Raw genomic sequence first — 16,776 nt, 5'->3', positions numbered from 1 at the left:
GTGGCGCACCCGGCATCCGGGTGCGCCACCTCTCTCGCGTAAGGCATGTCCTCAGTCGAAGCTCAGCGTGCGGTAGACCGTCACGTTCCCTGCGAGCTCCTGGCATGCCTGGGCCGCGGCCGCCAGCTGGCTGGGGCAGTCCGGGGCCGAGGTGTCGAGGAGGATGCCGAGCGTGGTGCCGCTGTGCCCGACGACCACACCGAGACCGCCGACCGATGCGCAGATGCCGGTCATGGCCTCCAGCGACCATTTGTGGCGCAGGGCTTGATTCATCGATGCGCTGGCCGTCGCGACCCGGCCGACCTCGGCCAGGTCGCGCCGGGCCACCGCGTGCGTGATGCGGTCGAGCAGCCTCGAGTACTCCCGCTTGTCGCCTGCGGTGAACGGCTTGGGGATGTTGTTGAAGTCGACCGTGTCGACCTCGCCGCCCTCATCCACGCTGACCACCGCCATCGAGGGCAGTGAGCCCAGGCAGGCCCGCAGGCGCACGCTGCGGTGGTGGTACGCGACGACCGACTGGTACAGCACGCCGTCCGTCGGTTCGATCCTGGCGAGGTAGGACTCGATGCGGCGCGGAGGCATGGGCTCGTCCAGAGCGTTGGCCACGGCCCGGGCCGTGGCCACGAGGTCGGCGGACGAGCTGGCGAGGCCCTTGCCCTCGGGCAACATGCTGTCGATCTTCAAGGCGCCGCCCACGGGCCGCCCCACATCCTCCAGGATCATGGATGTGAGCCGGAGAGCCTTCTTCTTGTGGGGCGGCCAGACCAGCAACTCACCGTCATCCGGGTGGAGTTCGAAGCGCGCCACGGCCCAGCGCGCGACGGGTAGCGTCACCAGGAAGTCGCCGTCGTCCTCGGGCAGCACCCCCTGGAGCAGCTCACCGAAGGTGCCGAAGGCCGAGCTGACCCCGGTGGCGGCCGCGCGGCGGTAGTCCGGGTGTGCCGCGAGTGTCTGGAACGTAGTCACCTGGCCTACCTAGCCCTGTCGTTCCGGCTGCAGGCAGGCGGCCCGCACCAAACGTGCGGTATCCGCAGGCCGCGTGCTGACGAAGTAGTGGCCGCCCTGCTCCAGTTCGTGGAGCGTGACCTGGTCGGAAACCGTCTTCCAGTCTCCGTACCCCTCACCGGACCGTGCGGTGGAGGTGTCGTCCCGTGCGAGGACGACGTCGACCGGGGTGTCGACCCGGTGAGACGCGGCGTCCTCGTGGATCCGGATCAGATGAGTGTTGGAGGTGAGGACGTCGTGCCGGTAGGCGCGGCCCACCACGTCGACGCGCTCCGGCTTGAGCGCGTCGAGCTCGACGTAGGCGTTGTCGGCGCGCAGCCTGCCGAGCAGGGTCTTGTTGTCGGCGTCGGACACCTCAGCCATCTCCGCGCGCAGGGTCTCGGTGTCGTCCAGGAGAAGGGCGCCGATGAAGACGCGTTCGGCGGGGGTTGCGGCCTCCTCCAGCAGCCGGGCGGTCTCCAGGGCGACCGCGGCGCCGGCGCAGTGGCCCCACAGCAGGACGGGCGTGGAAACCCGCTCGGCGATCTCCTCGCGCACCCGGCGGGCGAGGGCGGGCACGTCTTCCATAGCCTCGGTGTCGTCGGCGAAGTCGTGCCCGGGCAGTTCCACGCCCAGCACGGCGATGCCGTCGCGCTGCAGTTCGGCGGCCAGGGAGCGGAAGTTGACGGCGTTGCCGCCCGCGTAGGGGAAGCAGACGAGGGTGTGGTGGGGGGTGCGCACGGTCGACAGCGGCTGGAGCAGCCTGGCCGTCGTGTCCTGTGCGCCGCGTCCGCGCTCGTCGAGCGCGGCGGCGAGGTCGGCGAGGACCGGGTGGGCGACGAGATCCTTGAGCGAGAGCGCGCGGTCGAGGCGTACCAGGAGGCGCACCGCGGCGAGGGAGGTACCGCCGAGCTCGAAGAAGCCGTCGGCCCGCCCGATCCGCTCGAGGGGGACGCCGATGACCTCCGCCCACAGCATCGCGAGGCGGCGCTCGGAAGGGGTGCTGGGCGCGGCGTAGGGGGCGCCTCCGTGGCCCAGAGTGCCTGCGAGTCGCGCCAGGCCCTTCTTGTCGATCTTGAGGTTCTCGGTGAGCGGGAGGCGCTCCAGCTGGTGGAAGTAAGTGGGCATCATGTAGTCGGGAACGAGCGCCGCGAGGAAGTCGCGGACCTGCTCGGCGGGGACCGCGCCGGCGCTGCTGAAGAACGCGACGAGGTTGCGCTGTTCTCCGGTGGCGCCGTCGATGACGACCGCGGCCTCCCGGATGCCCTCCATGGCCAGGAGCTTGTTCTCGATCTCGCCGATCTCGATCCGGAATCCACGGATCTTGACCTGCTCGTCGCGGCGCCCGCGGTACTCGATGCGGCCCTCGGGCAGCCAGCGCCCGTAGTCGCCCGTGCGGTACATCCGGGTGTCCGCGCGGAAGGGGTCGGGGACGAATGCCTCCCGGGTGCGCTCCTCGTCGTTGATGTAGCCGCGACCCACGCACACACCGGAGAAGGCGATCTCGCCGACCGAGCCGAGCGGCACGATCTCCAGGTTCTCGTCCAGGATGTACGTGTTGACGTTGCGCAGGGAGCGTCCGACCGTCACGAAGTCACGCTCGGGCACCGCGTCGAGGATCTCGTGCATTGTGTCGTCGGACACCTCGGTCGCACCGTAGGCGTTGGACAGTTTGATGCCCGGGAAGACGCCGAACCAGCGCTGCACCAGCTCGTACTTGAGTGCCTCACCGGTCACCGACACGATCCGCAGCGCACCGAGGTCCCGCGGGTGCTGCTCCAGGTGCGTGAGCATGACTTCCAGGTACGAGGGGACGATCTGCGCCACGGTGACCCGCCCGTCGGCGATCTCGTCGACGAACCCGGCGACGTCGAGGAGCACCTCGGTGTCGACGATACGGACGGTGCCGCCGGTCATGAGCGGTGCGGCGAACTGCCACAGGGAGATGTCGAAGCACTGCGACGCGGTCTGTGTGACGACCTCGACGGCTCCCTCCCCCATCCCCAGGTCTTCGATCTTCATGAAGAGGTGGTTGAGCATGCCCACGTGCTCACACAGAGCTCCCTTGGGAGCGCCGGTGGAGCCGGAGGTGAAGTAGATATACGCCGCCTGCCCGGGTGCCACCGCCACCGCGGGGGGATCGGTGCGGCCGTTCGCGGCGTGGATCTCCGGCACGGACAGGACGGCGGGCGGCGCGGTGACCGCGGCGGACGCGTCCTGGACGAGCTGCTCGCTGCCCGGTTCGGTGAGCGCGAAACCGCAGCCGCTGCGATCGAACTGGGCGGCGACCCGGTCGGCGGGGAAGTCGGGGCGCACCGGAAGATAGACACCGCCCGCCTTGAATACGCCGAGCGCAGCCGCGATCCAGTCGAGGGTGCGGTCCATGACGACGGCGACGACGTCCTCGGTGCCCGCGCCCGCGGCGAGGAGTGCGTGCGCGATGCGATTGGCGCGCGCGTCGAGTTCCGCGTACGTCCACCGCTGTGCTCCGTGCTCGGCGGCTATGGCGTCGGGAGCGCTGCGGACCCGCTCCTGGAACAGGTCGACGAAGGTCTTGTCGGGCAGTGCGACCCGGGGCCCGGCGAGCCCGTAGAGCTGTGTGTCGACCTCCGCCTCGGACAGCAGGCTCTGCCGGTCGTGCCGCTCCCCGGGACCGGCCACGAGCAGCCGCAGCGCGGCGAGGTGGTAGCCGGCGAGCCGCTCGGCGTACGTCGAGTCGAGCGCGCCCCGGTCGTACAGGACCCGCAGCGCGAGCTCGTCGCCGTCACGGTCCCAGGCGACGCGCAGGACGACGCCGTCGGCCAGGGCGTCGTCCTGGGCGGCGGCGGTCCGCGCTGCCAGCCCCGACAGGTCGAGTACCAGCTCCGGGCGGGTCTCGGTGTAGTGCCCGGTGGCGGCCGCTTCGGCCGCGGCGGAGACGAGGTCCGCCCAGGTGGAGTCGGCGACGTCCAGGCGCATGGGGGCTTCGATCGTGCCCGGCTCCTGCGGTATGTGGCCGATGAGCAGGTCGCGTTCGGCGGAGACGGCCGCCAGGACGCGCGCGTGCGCGGCGGTCAGCAGGGCGGCCGGCGTGGTGCCCAGCTCCGTGGCGGTGCGCTCCAGCGCGGCCGTCAGTTCGGCGGGCAGCGGCGTGCGGTGCGCGCTGGTGCCATGCTCGCCGCCGGACGGTGCGGTCCACCGGGGGATCCGCGTGAACGCCTGCTTCTTCGTGTCGTCAGTCATTGGGGCCCGACTCCTTGTGCGGTGCGTGCGGTGTTTCCGGGATGCGCGGTTCCTCCGGCGTCGCCGGGTTGTCCAGATGGACGCCGATCAGCCGGGTGGCGGACAGGGCGCGCTGTGTGGCCTGGTCCGCGTCGGGACCGGTGGCGACCACGCAGGCCAGGCGGTCCTGGAACGAGTGCGTGATGCGTACGGTCCGGCCCGCGGCCGTGCTGGTCGTCGCGGCTACGACTCCGGGGGCCGCTACGGCGTCTTCGATCCCGTCGACGGCCGTGACCTGCCCCTCCTGCTCCGCCCGGAGAAAGCGGACGGCCGCGTGCCCAGCGCCGGACGCTGCGGGCGCGGGGGCTTGGCCGGCCGCCCGCGCGATGACCGCGTCCACGAGATCGACGCCGATGGCGGCGCGTACGGCGACGGGGATCATGCCGCCCGCGAGGCGCGGGTTGACCTCGATGACGACGGGGCCTGTGGCGGACAGGCGTAGTTCGGTGTGGGCTGCGCCCCAGCCGAGACCGAGCGCTGCCAGGGCCTTCAGGGCGATGTCACCGAGGGCGGTGGTGGTCGCGTCCGGCACGGGCGCGGGCACGTCGTGCCCGGTCTCCACGAAGTACGGCTCCGGTCCGATGTGCTTGGCGACGACGGCGACGACGGCGCCGTCGAAGGTCTCGACCGAGAACTCCGGTCCCGTGACGGCCTCTTCGACCAGAATCCGCGTCGGCACGGGGTTGCCGCGCTCGTCGGTGGCCCGGCCGAGCAGTTCGCCCGCCCACGACCGGGTCTCGTTCCGGTCGCGGCACAGCCGTACGCCGACGGAACCCGACCCGCTCACGGGTTTGAGTACGACGGGGTGGCCGATCGCGTCGGCGGCCTGTACTGCCTGCTCCACGTCCTCGACGGCGGTGAACGCGGGCACTGGCGCTCCGCCTGCTTCCAGTGCCAGGCGCTGGATGTCCTTGGCGCGGCAGCGGGCGATGGCGTCACCGTCGGCGGCGGGCAGTCCCATCTTGGCGGCCGCGTGGGCGGCGGCCGACACGAAGTACTCGGAGCTGGACGCGACCCCGGCGAGGCCTCCATCGGCGGCGAGCGCGGCGCAGGCGTCGAGGACGGCCGGCAGGTCGCCGGTGTCCAGGCCCCGCGTGTCGATGCCGTCCTGGGCGACGTAGGGATAGCGGTCGGGGTCGCGCGTCAGCAGCACGGGGCGCAGCCCGCGAGCCCGCGCTGCGGCACAGAACTCGCGCCCGGTGCCTGTGGTGTTGCTTTCGATGAACGCGAACCATGGCCCGTGGGGCCCGGCCTCACTCGCGTCTCTCCGCACTGCCTCGCTCACGCCGTTCCTCCGGTTCCGTGTTCTGCCACGACGGCATCGACCGCCGCCTCGAGCTCCCGTCCCGCGTCCCGCACCCGGGACCGGTGGGCCGCCAGCCAGTCGCTGTGGGCGGCGAGGCCCTGCCGCAGGACGTCCACCACCTTGTCGCACTCGCCGGGGCCGCCGCCCCGGTCGTGCCCGGAGACCACGTCGCGCAGCGAGGAGAGTTCGGTGCCCAGGTCGACGGGCGTACCGTCCGGCAGCGTGATCTTGGTGAGCTCGGTGTCCCCGGCCTCGACGGCCTCCCGGACGGCGGCGCCCACGACATGATGCGCGGTACGGAATGGCACGCCCTGGGCGACCAGCCGGTTGGCGATCACGGTCGCGGTCACAAAGCCTTCCCTGGCCCGCTGTTCCATCCGCGCGGCGTTCGGCCGGGCGCCGGTGACGAGGACCTGGGCCAGCAGTACGGAGTCCCGTACGGCGGCGAACGCCGGCCACGCCACGGCGACTGCTTCCGTGCCGACCTCGATGGAGTTCGTGAAGGGGGTCGACTTCATGGCGGACGCCGCCGCCGTCCAGGCCCCGACAGCCACCGCGGCCTTCGCCTTGACGTGTTCGAGCAGGAACGCGTTGCGCTTCTGCGGCATGGCCGAGCTGCCGCCGACGAGTCGCTCGGGAAACTCGATGAAGCCGAACTCCTGGGTGCTCCACAGCTGAAGGTCGGTGGCGAGCCGGCTGAGGGTCAGTCCGGCCGAGGCGATCGCGGCGAGCGCGCGCAGCACCGTGTCGCGGGCGGCCACCGCGTCGATGGCGTGCAGCGGCGGCTCGGCGAAGCCCAGCAGAGCGGCGGTGCGCGCCGGTTCGATGGGCAGATCGGTTCCCGCCACGGCGCCCGCGCCCAGCGGGCAGCGGCGCAGCTCGTCGACGGCGTGCCGCAGCGCGGCGATGTCGCGGTCGAGCGCGGTCGCCAGGCCGGCGAGGTAGTAGCCGTAGCCGATCGGCATCGCGGGCTGGAAATGGGTGTAGACCGGCATGACGACATCGCGGTGAACGCGGGCCCGGGACAGCAGGGCCGCCTGGAGCCGCAGGATTTCACCCATCAGGTCCGTCAGCTCGGTGCGCAGCCGGATCGAGGTGATGGTCGCCTTAATGTCGTTGCGGGAGCGCCCGGTGTGCAGCTTTCCACCGATGTCCGGTCCGAGTTCGGCCACCAGATGGCCCTCGTACATGAGGTAGAGGCCGCGGGGCGCGTCGAGGCCGTACAGCTCGCGGAAGTCGTCCGCCCGAAGGCTCCTGATGCGGGCGAGGAGCGCGGCGGCCGCGGGCCCGGGCAGCAGCCCGGCCTCACTCAGCATCACGACGTGCGCGAGGTCGATGGTGCTGGTGAACTCCAGCTCCTGGCGGATCTCGGCGGGGCCCGGTTCGCCGTACACGACGCGGCGGGTGCGTGCGCCCAGGGTACGGGTGAGCCGCCCGGTGCCCGTCATGCCTCGGTCCGCTCGGTGAGAGCGTCGGCGAAGCGGGGCACTGCGCCCGGTACCTCGTCGTAGGAGCGGCGGCCCCAGGCGAACCGGGTCCAGCGGTCCTCGGCCTTGTCCGGGGCCTCAACGGTCACCGGCTCGGCCGGGCGGTGCGCCCCGGCGAGCAGGAAGCCGTTGTCGGCGAGCCACGCGTCGTCGTACACCGTGGCCTGGTAGCGGTAGCCCTCGTCGGGCAGCATGACAACGCACGTCTGGTCGGGGTGGCGCTCGGCCCACCACTGGGCGACCAGATAGGCGGCGCCGCTCGTCGGCCCCTGGAAGAGAGCATGCCCGGCGTGCAGTTCGCGGGTGTGGGCGAAGGCCTCGGCGGCGGAGCACCAGTGGACCTCGTCGAAGACACTGTGATCGAGGTTGGCGGGCCACAGGCTGTTACCCAGACCGCGCAGCGCACGCGGTCCGTCAGGCTGGCCGAACAGGACACTGCGGTGGGAGTCGACGCCGATGGCGAGGGTGTCCGGAGTGCGCTCGCGCAGACCGCGCACGGTCCCACACATGGAGCCGCCGGAGCCGACCGGGCCGACGACGCAGTCGACCGTGCCGAGCGTGCGGGAGAGCTGCTCCGCGACCACTCCGTACGAGCGAGGGTTGTCGGGGTTGCTGTACTGCTCGGGGCAGAACGTGTCGGGCATTTCCGCGCGGATCTCGGCGAGCCTGCGCAGCCGCGCCTCCTGGAACCCGCCGACTTCGGCGGGCTCCTGACAGATCTCGACCTGCGCACCGAGATCGGTCAGCCTTCGGTACAGATTCCCGTCGATGGCGGGATCACTGACCAGGATCAGCTCGCGCTTCATCAGCGCCGCCTGCATCGCCAGGCCCAGCCCGAAGGTACCCGACGTCGTCTCCACAATGACCGTGTCAGGACCCAACTCACCGCGCTCGTCGGCATGCTGGAGTATGTACGTGGCGGGTAGCAGCTTCATCAAGGTGAAGGCCGCGCCGTACAGGTTTGGGCCGAGCCGGATCAGGCGCGGCATCATCTGCGCGTCGGCGATCGAGTCGTACGTCCGGGTGGTCACCGGCATGGGGGCTCCTCGGATTCGGGTCGGACAGCAACTCGGGAATTCGGCTCGGCGCCGCTTGCGACAGCAGGACTCGGGCCCGCGTCTGCCGCCTCACCGGGCGAACCGTTTCGTCAGCGCCTGAGCGTCCTTTGTCCGACAGGGATCACGCGCGGTTCTGGGCCCCGATGAAACGTGCAAACCCGTGCGGTTCCTTCTGAAATCTCTGAGTGCGTCACACAACTGACGGGCAGTCGGAGGCTGGGGTCTCCGCCGCCCTGAGGGCATAAACAGGACATCGGCGTCGGTATGGTTCGGAACTCCTCTGCCGAGCGCACCGGCGCGTCGTTGTACGCACGGAGCGGAACAGTGGCTGCGAGGAAAACGCCCATCCGGGGTCGTTCCATCCGATGCCGAGCGCTCGTCTTTGGAGAAGCGGTCTTCGAGCTATTCGAGCATGGCTCGCATCGCGTCCCCGTAGTCGAGCGGGTGTCTCAGTGTTGAGCTCAGCGGTCCGCCCGTCGGCGGTGAAGTGCATGCCCGCCACCACCGCCTGGCTCGCCGCAGAGGTTTTCGCCGCCACCGTACTCTAGATCGTGGAGACATCAGTACTCATAGATCCCTCCAAGAGGAACCGGAATTGTGGGGTAGGCCACAAGTCCTAAAGTGGTGAACTCCAGCCTTGCCGCAGGCTCTTGCGTGTGGCAGGGTTCCCAGTCGATCACAGGAGATCACAAACGGGGGTTTGGTAGATGTCGTCCGATATTGCCTTTGAGGGCAGTTGTTAATGCGATGAGCCCCATCTTCCGAATGGTGTGCGTTCCGGGGTGCCCAGTGCTTCCGCCGTCGGCGTCTTCACGCCCGAGATGTGATGGTCTTCGTCCGGCGGTGCGGACTGGCGATGGCCGAGCCCTCCGCTTTGACTCCCGCCGGCGTGTCCGTCCTACTGGGCAGGGATGCCGCGGAGGTGCAGGTCAAGCTCGCTGAGCACGGACCGACCGCGGCGAACTGCGGCGGCCGGCTCGTCGCCGTCGGCGCCCTGGAGTTCCCGGCTGCGCTGAAGTCGGACCCACCTCCGGATTTTCGCCCCGCGAATGCCACCCGAGATGCGGAATTGCGACCTCCTGGGGCTTTTCTCGCATCTGGCGCGTGGGCTGCCTCAACACTCCCTCAGGTCTCGTATAGTGAGATGCCGTCAGTTATTATTTCGAGTCTGGTTGTGCCGGTTCGCATCAATCCACATCCCGAGAAAACGATCGGCGATGCATCTACCTCTGCCCGAAATGCGTCATTAGCAATACACGACACTGCCATTGGCAAACACCAGCATCGCATGGAAAACCAGGAGGAAGCAGTGACAATCAGGGAATCCGTGGGCACGCTGACGGAGCTCTTCCATCGTTCGGTGGAGCGCTATCCGGACCGGTCGGCGGTCAGCGATGAAACGCGGATCCTGACGTACGCCCAGCTGGATCGGGAGTCCAATGCCGTCAGCAATCTGCTCCGCAGCCACGGGGTGGGCGCCGAGGACCGCGTCGGCCTGTACGTCAGCCGGTCCGTCGACCTCTTCGTGGCGGTGCTCGGAATCCTGAAGTCCGGCGCGGCCTATGTCGCAGTGGACACCCGCTACCCGGACAATCGCCGCGACCTCATGCTGGCCAGAAGTGGCGCAAAGGTTGTACTCACCGAGGCCGGTTGGGAGGAACGGCTGGGCGCGCTCTCCGCGAAGGTCGTTCCCATGTCGGACCGCTTCGGATTCGACGACGGTCCCGGCGGGGGGATCGTGGAGCCGGACGGCGCGGCCAGCGTGCTGTTCACCTCCGGTTCTTCCGGCGAGCCGAAGGCGATCGTCCTTGAGCACCGGAACATGGTCTCCTTCGCCTGCAACCCGAGCCTTCCCGCGCTGACGCCCGAGGACCGTACCGGACAGATTTCCAGCGTTTCCTTCGACGCTTTCCACTTCGAGATCTGGCGGACTTTCGCGTACGGTGCCCAGGCAGTTGTCCTGCCTCCCGTGCCGGACCTTCTTGCCGCTGACTTCCAGCGGCAGATGAAGAAGTACGGGATCACCGCGATGCTCGTCCCCACCATGGTCGTCAACCATGTGGTCAACGAGGACCGGGACGCCTTCGCCTCGCTGCGCATTCTTCAGGCAGGTGGCGACGTCATCCTTCCGTCGGCCTGCCGGGCGCTGCTCGACGGGCAGTTCACGGGGGAGCTCTACAACCTCTACGGACCGGCTGAGATCACCACTGCCTGCACAGCGCACCGAGTAACCGTCGAGGACGCGCAGTCCGACGTCATCCCGATCGGTCGTCCCCTCGCCGGGGTGTCCGTGCAGATCCTCTCCGCTGAGCTCGAGCCCGTCGCCGGCGGCGAGATCGGTGAGCTGTTCGTCAGCGGCCCCGGAGTCGCCCGCGGCTACCAGGACCGTGCCGACCTCACCGACGAGCGCTTCCTGACCCTGCCTTCCGAGGCGGGCAGCACCCGGATGTACCGCACCGGCGACCTGGTGCGGCAGCGGGAGGACGGCGTGCTCGTGTTCGTCGGCCGCGCCGACAACCAGGTGAAGGTCCGCGGCTACCGGATCGAGCCGGGCGAGGTCGAGCGGGGCCTGCGGCGCTACACCGAGGTGCAGGAGGCCGTGGTGCTGCCCGACGGGGAGGGCGACGACCGGCGCCTCGTCGCGTTCGTGGTACTCGAAGACGGCCTGGGTATCAAGGAGTTGCGCGAGCGGGCCGAGCGGGACCTGCCGGACTTCATGGTGCCCAGCCAGTTCATCGTGCGGGACCAGATCCCGGCCACCGCGCACGGCAAGCGTGACCTGGACGCCCTTCGGGCCGTCCTTGCCCAGCACTTGGAGCGCGAAGAGGCTTACGCAGGGCCGCAGACCGACACCGAGCGGTTCCTCGTCACCCTCTGGGAGGGCCTGCTGAGCACCGAACGCGTCGGCAGGGACGAAGACTTCTTCGGGCTGGGCGGCCACTCGCTCCTCGCCTTCCGCATGCACCACCGGATCAACCGCGAGCTCGGCGTCTCCTTGGCCTTCCCCGTACTGCTCGACAACACGGTTCTCAAGGACCTCGCGTCGGCCATCGACGCGTCGCGTGGAGGTGTCGAGACCGTATGAGCCCGCAGACACAGGCCGTCACCGGCATTGACCTCACAGACCTCGACCTCTTCGCCCGGGGCGAGCACACGGCCGCCTTCGCCACCCTGCGCGCAGAGCAGCCGATCTACTGGAACGAAGGCGCCGACGGCAGCCGGTTCTGGGCTCTGACCACGTACGACGACGTGATGTGGGCCTACCGCAACCACGAGAATTTCAGCTCCGGGCGCGGGGCCATCGTGGGCGGCTCCTTCCGCAGCGAGGACGACACCTCGGCCGGTCGCATGCTGGTCACCACCGACCTGCCCCGGCACCGGATGCTCAAGCAGGTGATCCACCCGTCGATGTCCCCGGGCGTCGCCAAGCGGGTTGCCAAGCAGGTCACCGAACTCGTCGCCAAGGCCCTGGAGCGCGTTCGCGCGACCGGCGGCTGCGACTTCTCCACCGACATCGCGCCGGAACTGCCGGCCGGCGCCCTCATGGTGATCATGGGCATCAGTCATGAGGAGGCCCACCACCTCATCGGGCTGACCCGACGGATGGTCGGCTACCGCGACGAGATCTTCGTGGACACCGGCGGCGACGCCCGACTGCGGCTTGCCTGGCTCCAGGCCGAGGTGTTCGAGTTCTTCTCCGACATCGTCGCCGAGCGCCGCCGCAACCCCGGCGACGACCTCATCAGTACGCTCCTGGAGGCGGAGGTCAACGGCCGTCGGCTGAACGAGGAGGAGATCTTCTACAACTGCATGAACGTCGCAGTAGGCGGCAACGAGACCTCCTCGTACACGGCGTGCACTGGACTGGTCGCGCTGATGGATCACCCCGAGCAGTACCAGCGGCTGCGCGAGACGCCGCAGCTCCTCGGCAGCGCGGTCGAGGAGATACTTCGCTGGAGTTCGACCAACGCGTACGTGCAACGGGCGGCCAAGCACGATGTCACGCGCGGCGGGATCGAGATCAAGGCGGGCGACTCCGTCACACTGTGGAACTACTCCGCCAACCGCGACGAAGCCCAGTTCCCTGACGCGCACCTCTTCGACATCGCGCGCACCCCCAACCGGCACTTGACCTATGGCTCCGGGCTGCACCGCTGCATCGGCGCCCCCATCGCGCAGGCCGAGCTGGCCCTGGTCTTCGAACAGATCATGGCCTCGGGCCTGACCTTCAAGATCGCCGGTGAGGTCCGCAGGCTGCGCTCGAACTTCCTGCTCGGAATCACCCGGCTCCCGCTGGAAGTCGTGTGATGGATGTTCCCACCAGCCGCAGCCCCTATGTATTCGGTGAACGCATAGACCGTGCAGTGGCGCACCATGCCGCGCAGCGGCCGCACGCCGTCGCCGTGCAGCAGGCCGAACGCACTCTCAGCTACGGAGAGTTGACTGAGCAGTCCGTCGTGGTCGCGGCGGCACTGCGGGGGCTCGGTGTCACACCCGGGCAGCACGTCGTCGTACGGATGGTGCGTTCGCCAGAGCTGGTGACCGCGCTGCTCGGTGTGCTGAGGGCGGGCGCCGCCTACGTGGCAGTGGACCCCGAATGGCCGCAGGGGCGAGTCGCCGAAACCGTACAGGGCACGTCCGCCGCGCTGGTCATCACCGACCTGCCGGGCGCGCCGGCCGAGGAGCAGGTGCGCTCCTTCTCCATCGCTTCCCTACTGAGCCTCGGAAGCAACACACCGGCACCCGAACAGCAGGACGACGGCACGGTGACGGCCAGCGTCTTCTACACCTCCGGGTCGACCGGCAAGCCCAAGGGGGTGCTCTCCCCGCACCGGGGAACGATCCGCACCCTGGTCAACTGCCCGGCCATTCCGCTGGATCAGGACTCGGTGTTCCTCCAAGCAGCACCGCTCCCCTGGGACGGTCTGTCGCTGGAGCTCTGGGCGCCACTGCTGAACGGCGGACGCTGCGTCCTGCTGGACCAGGGCCTCCGCGCCCTGGACTCGGAGGCCCTGGCGGAGGCGATACGGCAGGGTGTCGACAGCCTCTGGCTCACCAGCTCGCTCTTCAACGTGATGGCCGAAGAGCGGATCGAGGTCTTCGGCAAGCTCCGGCTGCTCCTCGTCGGCGGCGAACGGGTGTCGGTGACCAGCGCCCGCCGGGTGCTGACCGAGTACCCCAGTTTGCACATGGTCAACGGCTACGGCCCGGCCGAGAGCACCATCTTCGCCACCAACCACGTGATCCGACCTGTCGACGTGGCTGAGGACAGCACCGAGATCCCGATCGGGACGCCGGTGCCGCACACCACAGTGGTACTGCTCGGCGCCGACGGCCGGCCCGTCGCCGACGGGCAGACCGGTGAGATCACAGTCGGCGGCGACGGAGTCGCGCTCGGCTACGCGGGTAACCCCGAGGAGACCGCCCGCCGGTTCTACTCCGCGGACGGCATGCGCTTCTACCGGACAGGCGACCTGGCGGTCCGCGATGTGCAAGGACTGCTCCGCTATCGGGGGCGGGCCGACCACCAGTTCAAGATCCGAGGCATCCGGATCGAGCCCGGCGAGGTCGAAGCCGTCCTTGAGGCCCACCCGGAAGTCACCGCTTGCTGCGTCCTGCCGCTGGAGTTGGCGCCCGGCCGGGTGCAGCTCGCCGCGGTCTACACCACCGCCGACGGCCGCCCGGTGGAGGCCGAACAGCTGCGCAAGCACGCGGCGCTGGTCCTACTCGACGCGATGGTGCCGACGCTGGTGCACCACGTCGACCAGCTGCCCCTGAACACCAATGGGAAGGCCGACCGCAAGGCGGCCGAGCAACTGCTCCGCGAACAGTTCACCGGCACCGACGACGTAGCTGCAAGCGGGGACGACAGCGCGGTGCTCGGCGAGGTACGCGCGCTCCTGGGGCTCGTACGGCTGACCGAGCGCGACGACCTGCTCCTGGCGGGTGCGAACTCGCTCGACGCCATCAGGCTCGCGGCGCGGATCGGCGCCCGCTTCGGAGCCCGGATCACGGCTTCGGACATCTACCGGCTCCGTACGGTCGAGGCGATCACAGCCCACTGCGAAACGGCGATGGCACCCGCCGAGGAACTGCCCTCCCCCCAGGGCGACAGTGCGGCGGCCGCGCCCCTGTCCCACGCCCAGCAGCGCTTCTGGCTCACAGAGATGATGAATCCGGGCGCTGCGGACAACATGATCGTGCTGGCCTACTCGCTCACCGGGCCTCTCGCGCCACAGGTGCTTGAGGAGGCGCTGAACGATGTCGTCGCGCACCACCCCGTGCTGCGCACGATCTATCCGTGGGTCGACGAGGCGCCCGTGCAGCAGATCCTCCCGCCAGAAGCCGCGGTCCTCGCCCTGGAACACGTCGACCCGCCCGCGGCGGCCGCCGGCCCGGAGCCCCTGGGGCTGCAGGATCTGGCCGAAGCGGCGACGGCCGACTGGTGGCATACACCGTTCTCGTTGGGCGACGAAGTCCCGTTCCGGGTCCGACTGTGCCGGCTCGCCGACGAACGGCACCTGCTCTGCCTCCAGGTGCACCACATCGCCTTCGACGGGTGGTCGGAGTCAGTACTCATGACCGCGCTGCAGCGGGCCTACGGGGACCGGTTGGCCGCCCGAGCGCCGGAAGCGGCACCCCAACTCACCTACGGACAGTTCAGCGCCTGGGAGGCGACGCGCCTCGACCACTGGGCACAGCGCGACCTCCCCTTCTGGCGCGAGCAGTTGGACAGCGTTCCTCCTGCGTTCCTGCCCGCTCCCTCCGCAGCGCCGGCCGGATCCCCCCGTCGGCACGAGCTGGTGCTCACGGTCGACGCGGAGACGGTCGGCAGGCTGTCGCTTGCGGCTGCACGCCGCGGCGGCCCGGTCGTCGCGTCGCTGGTCGCCGCTGCCGGACGGGCGATCGCGCGCACTTTCGGGACCGGTGAGCTGGCCCTGGGGTCCGTCACAGCGGGCAGGTTCGATCCCGCCCTGGAGCCGGTGGTGGGTTACTTCGTCAACCCGTTCACGGTGACGCTGACCGCGGCCTTGGACAGTTCCCCCGTAGACCTGCTCAACCAGTCCGTCGCCCGGGTCGTCTCGTATCTCACCCACGTGAACACGCCCTTCGACGAACTGGTCCGGGCCTTCGCCCCGCCCCGGAATCGGCACCCCTGGTTCCAGGCGTGGGTCGTCCTGCAGGGACAGCCCCCGTGCGGGGACCTCGGCGGACAAGTGGCCGTCGAACCGATCCGCGTGCGCCCGCCGAACACGGACATCGAGCTGATGCTGGAGGCATTCCCGGCCGCCGGCGGCTCGTGGGACCTCGTCGTGCTCTGGCGCGAGGACGGTATCAGCGCGTCCCAGGCAGAGCTCCTTGTGGCCGAGCTGAGCACCGCGCTCGAAGAGACAGCAGATTGCGTTTGAGGGGGTAGCGCATATGGCGTCGCATGAAACTGAATCGGACGGGCAGGAGCCGCAGTCCTCGCAGCTGAAGCGCGTTCGCGAGTACTACGAACTCGTCGACTCCGGCCGGGTGCGGGAGCTGGTGGAGTTGTTCGCAGACAATGCCGAGTACCACCGGCCCGGTTATGAACCGCTGCAAGGGCGGGCCGGGTTGGGGAACTTCTACCAGACCCGGCGGGTGATCCGGGATGGTGCACACGCTCAGCACGGTCGTGGAAGCCGACGACTGCGTTGCCGTGCAAGGGGAGTTCAACGGGGTACTGCGTGACAACCGGGAGACAAGTCTGCGGTTCGCCGACTTCTTCCGGCTGTCCCCAGCCGGGCAGTTCATCCGGCGCGACACGTACTTCTTCGCCCCACTCGTCTGAACCCCCTACCCGCCGCCGAATACCGAAAGGCCCCGCGAGTCATGAGTTCGAATACAGCAGGGCGGTGGCTGCGTCGCTTCCATCCGTCGCCCGAAGCCGCCGTCCGGCTTGCGATCCTGCCCCACGCGGGCGGCTCGGCAAGCTTCTACTTCCCGTTCTCGGAGGCGCTTTCGGGGGCCGTCGAGGTGCTGGCCGTCCAGTACCCCGGCCGCCAGGAGCGCAGCCGTGAGCCCGGTATCACCGATCTCATGCAGTTGGCCGACCGCATCACCGAGGCGCTGACCGCCGAGGCGGACGACCGGCCGACCGCCCTCTTCGGGCACAGCATGGGGGCCATGCTGGCCTTCGAGGTCGCCAGCAGGCTCCAGTCGGCCGGCGCCGCGGTGCCCGTCCTGTTCACCTCCGGGCGGCGGGCCCCGTCACGCCACCGGGACATGGAGAGCGTGCACACCTTTACCGACACCCGCCTGGTGGCCGAGTTGAAGGAGTTGGACGGCACCGACTCCGAACTACTCGATGACCCGAACGTGCTGAGCATGGTGCTCCCCGCGATCCGCAGCGACTACGAAGCCGTCGAGACCTACCGCTACCAGCCGCAGCCGAAGCTGTTCTGCCCTGTCATGGCATTGGTGGGCGACAGCGACCCGCGCGTCGATCTCGACGAGGCCCGTGCCTGGGCGGACCACACGGCGCACTCCTTCGAGCTCCGGGTGTTCCCAGGCGGTCACTTCTACCTTTCCGCGCAGCGGACTGCGGTCGTCGAGGCGGTCAAGCAGCGCCTTGCCGCATCAGCTCTGCTCGGCATCGCTGGGGTGACCGTGCGGACTACGACGCGGCAATCCACGAACTAGAGGAAATGAAGAA

Annotated in this window: 11 protein-coding genes; 6 read left to right on the top strand and 5 right to left on the bottom strand. The window is 69.4% G+C overall.

Features of this window, described 5'->3' with window-relative positions; genetic code table 11:
- Positions 1-51 precede the first annotated feature (51 nt).
- Genes ABZV38_RS14555 through ABZV38_RS14535 form a run of 5 tightly spaced genes read right to left on the bottom strand, consistent with a single transcriptional unit; the run spans position 52 to position 8,075 of the window.
- Complete coding sequence (locus tag ABZV38_RS14555) at positions 52-966, bottom strand: kinase (RefSeq protein ID WP_356327148.1); 915 nt, start codon at positions 964-966, stop codon at positions 52-54.
- Positions 967-975: 9 nt separating this feature from the next.
- Positions 976-4,206, bottom strand: a complete 3,231-nt coding sequence (locus tag ABZV38_RS14550; RefSeq protein ID WP_356327147.1) for an amino acid adenylation domain-containing protein — start codon at positions 4,204-4,206, stop codon at positions 976-978.
- A complete protein-coding gene (locus ABZV38_RS14545; RefSeq protein ID WP_356327146.1) occupies positions 4,199-5,530 on the bottom strand; it encodes an ATP-grasp domain-containing protein in 1,332 nt (443 codons plus the stop codon). Before ABZV38_RS14545 ends, ABZV38_RS14550 begins: the two co-directional genes overlap by 8 nt.
- Positions 5,527-6,999, bottom strand: coding sequence for an argininosuccinate lyase (argH, locus tag ABZV38_RS14540; RefSeq protein ID WP_356327145.1), 1,473 nt, complete (start codon positions 6,997-6,999; stop codon positions 5,527-5,529). The genes ABZV38_RS14545 and argH overlap by 4 nt, the downstream gene beginning before the upstream one ends.
- On the bottom strand, positions 6,996-8,075 hold the full coding sequence (locus tag ABZV38_RS14535; protein ID WP_356327144.1) for a cysteine synthase family protein: 1,080 nt from the start codon (positions 8,073-8,075) through the stop codon (positions 6,996-6,998). Before ABZV38_RS14535 ends, argH begins: the two co-directional genes overlap by 4 nt.
- Before the next feature lie 1,330 nt (positions 8,076-9,405).
- Between ABZV38_RS14535 and ABZV38_RS14530 the strand changes: the two genes are divergently transcribed.
- Genes ABZV38_RS14530 through ABZV38_RS14505 form a run of 6 tightly spaced genes read left to right on the top strand, consistent with a single transcriptional unit; the run spans position 9,406 to position 16,763 of the window.
- The gene (locus ABZV38_RS14530; protein ID WP_356327143.1) at positions 9,406-11,181 is read left to right on the top strand and encodes a non-ribosomal peptide synthetase; all 1,776 of its coding nucleotides are present in this window, start codon (positions 9,406-9,408) and stop codon (positions 11,179-11,181) included.
- A complete protein-coding gene (locus ABZV38_RS14525; RefSeq protein WP_356327142.1) occupies positions 11,178-12,404 on the top strand; it encodes a cytochrome P450 in 1,227 nt (408 codons plus the stop codon). The genes ABZV38_RS14530 and ABZV38_RS14525 overlap by 4 nt, the downstream gene beginning before the upstream one ends.
- Complete coding sequence (locus ABZV38_RS14520; protein ID WP_356327141.1) at positions 12,404-15,505, top strand: amino acid adenylation domain-containing protein; 3,102 nt, start codon at positions 12,404-12,406, stop codon at positions 15,503-15,505. Before ABZV38_RS14525 ends, ABZV38_RS14520 begins: the two co-directional genes overlap by 1 nt.
- 13 nt (positions 15,506-15,518) lie before the next feature.
- Positions 15,519-15,812: a nuclear transport factor 2 family protein gene (locus ABZV38_RS14515; protein WP_356327139.1), complete on the top strand. Its 294-nt coding sequence runs from the start codon at positions 15,519-15,521 to the stop codon at positions 15,810-15,812.
- A complete protein-coding gene (locus ABZV38_RS14510; protein WP_356327150.1) occupies positions 15,733-15,912 on the top strand; it encodes a hypothetical protein in 180 nt (59 codons plus the stop codon). Before ABZV38_RS14515 ends, ABZV38_RS14510 begins: the two co-directional genes overlap by 80 nt.
- 41 nt (positions 15,913-15,953) lie before the next feature.
- The gene (locus ABZV38_RS14505) at positions 15,954-16,763 is read left to right on the top strand and encodes an alpha/beta fold hydrolase (RefSeq protein WP_356327138.1); all 810 of its coding nucleotides are present in this window, start codon (positions 15,954-15,956) and stop codon (positions 16,761-16,763) included.
- Positions 16,764-16,776: the final 13 nt, after the last annotated feature.

It is taken from the genome of Streptomyces sp. NPDC005181 (assembly GCF_040608395.1).
Lineage (GTDB): Bacteria > Actinomycetota > Actinomycetes > Streptomycetales > Streptomycetaceae > Streptomyces.
This window is presented reverse-complemented; position numbering and strand designations above follow the sequence as displayed.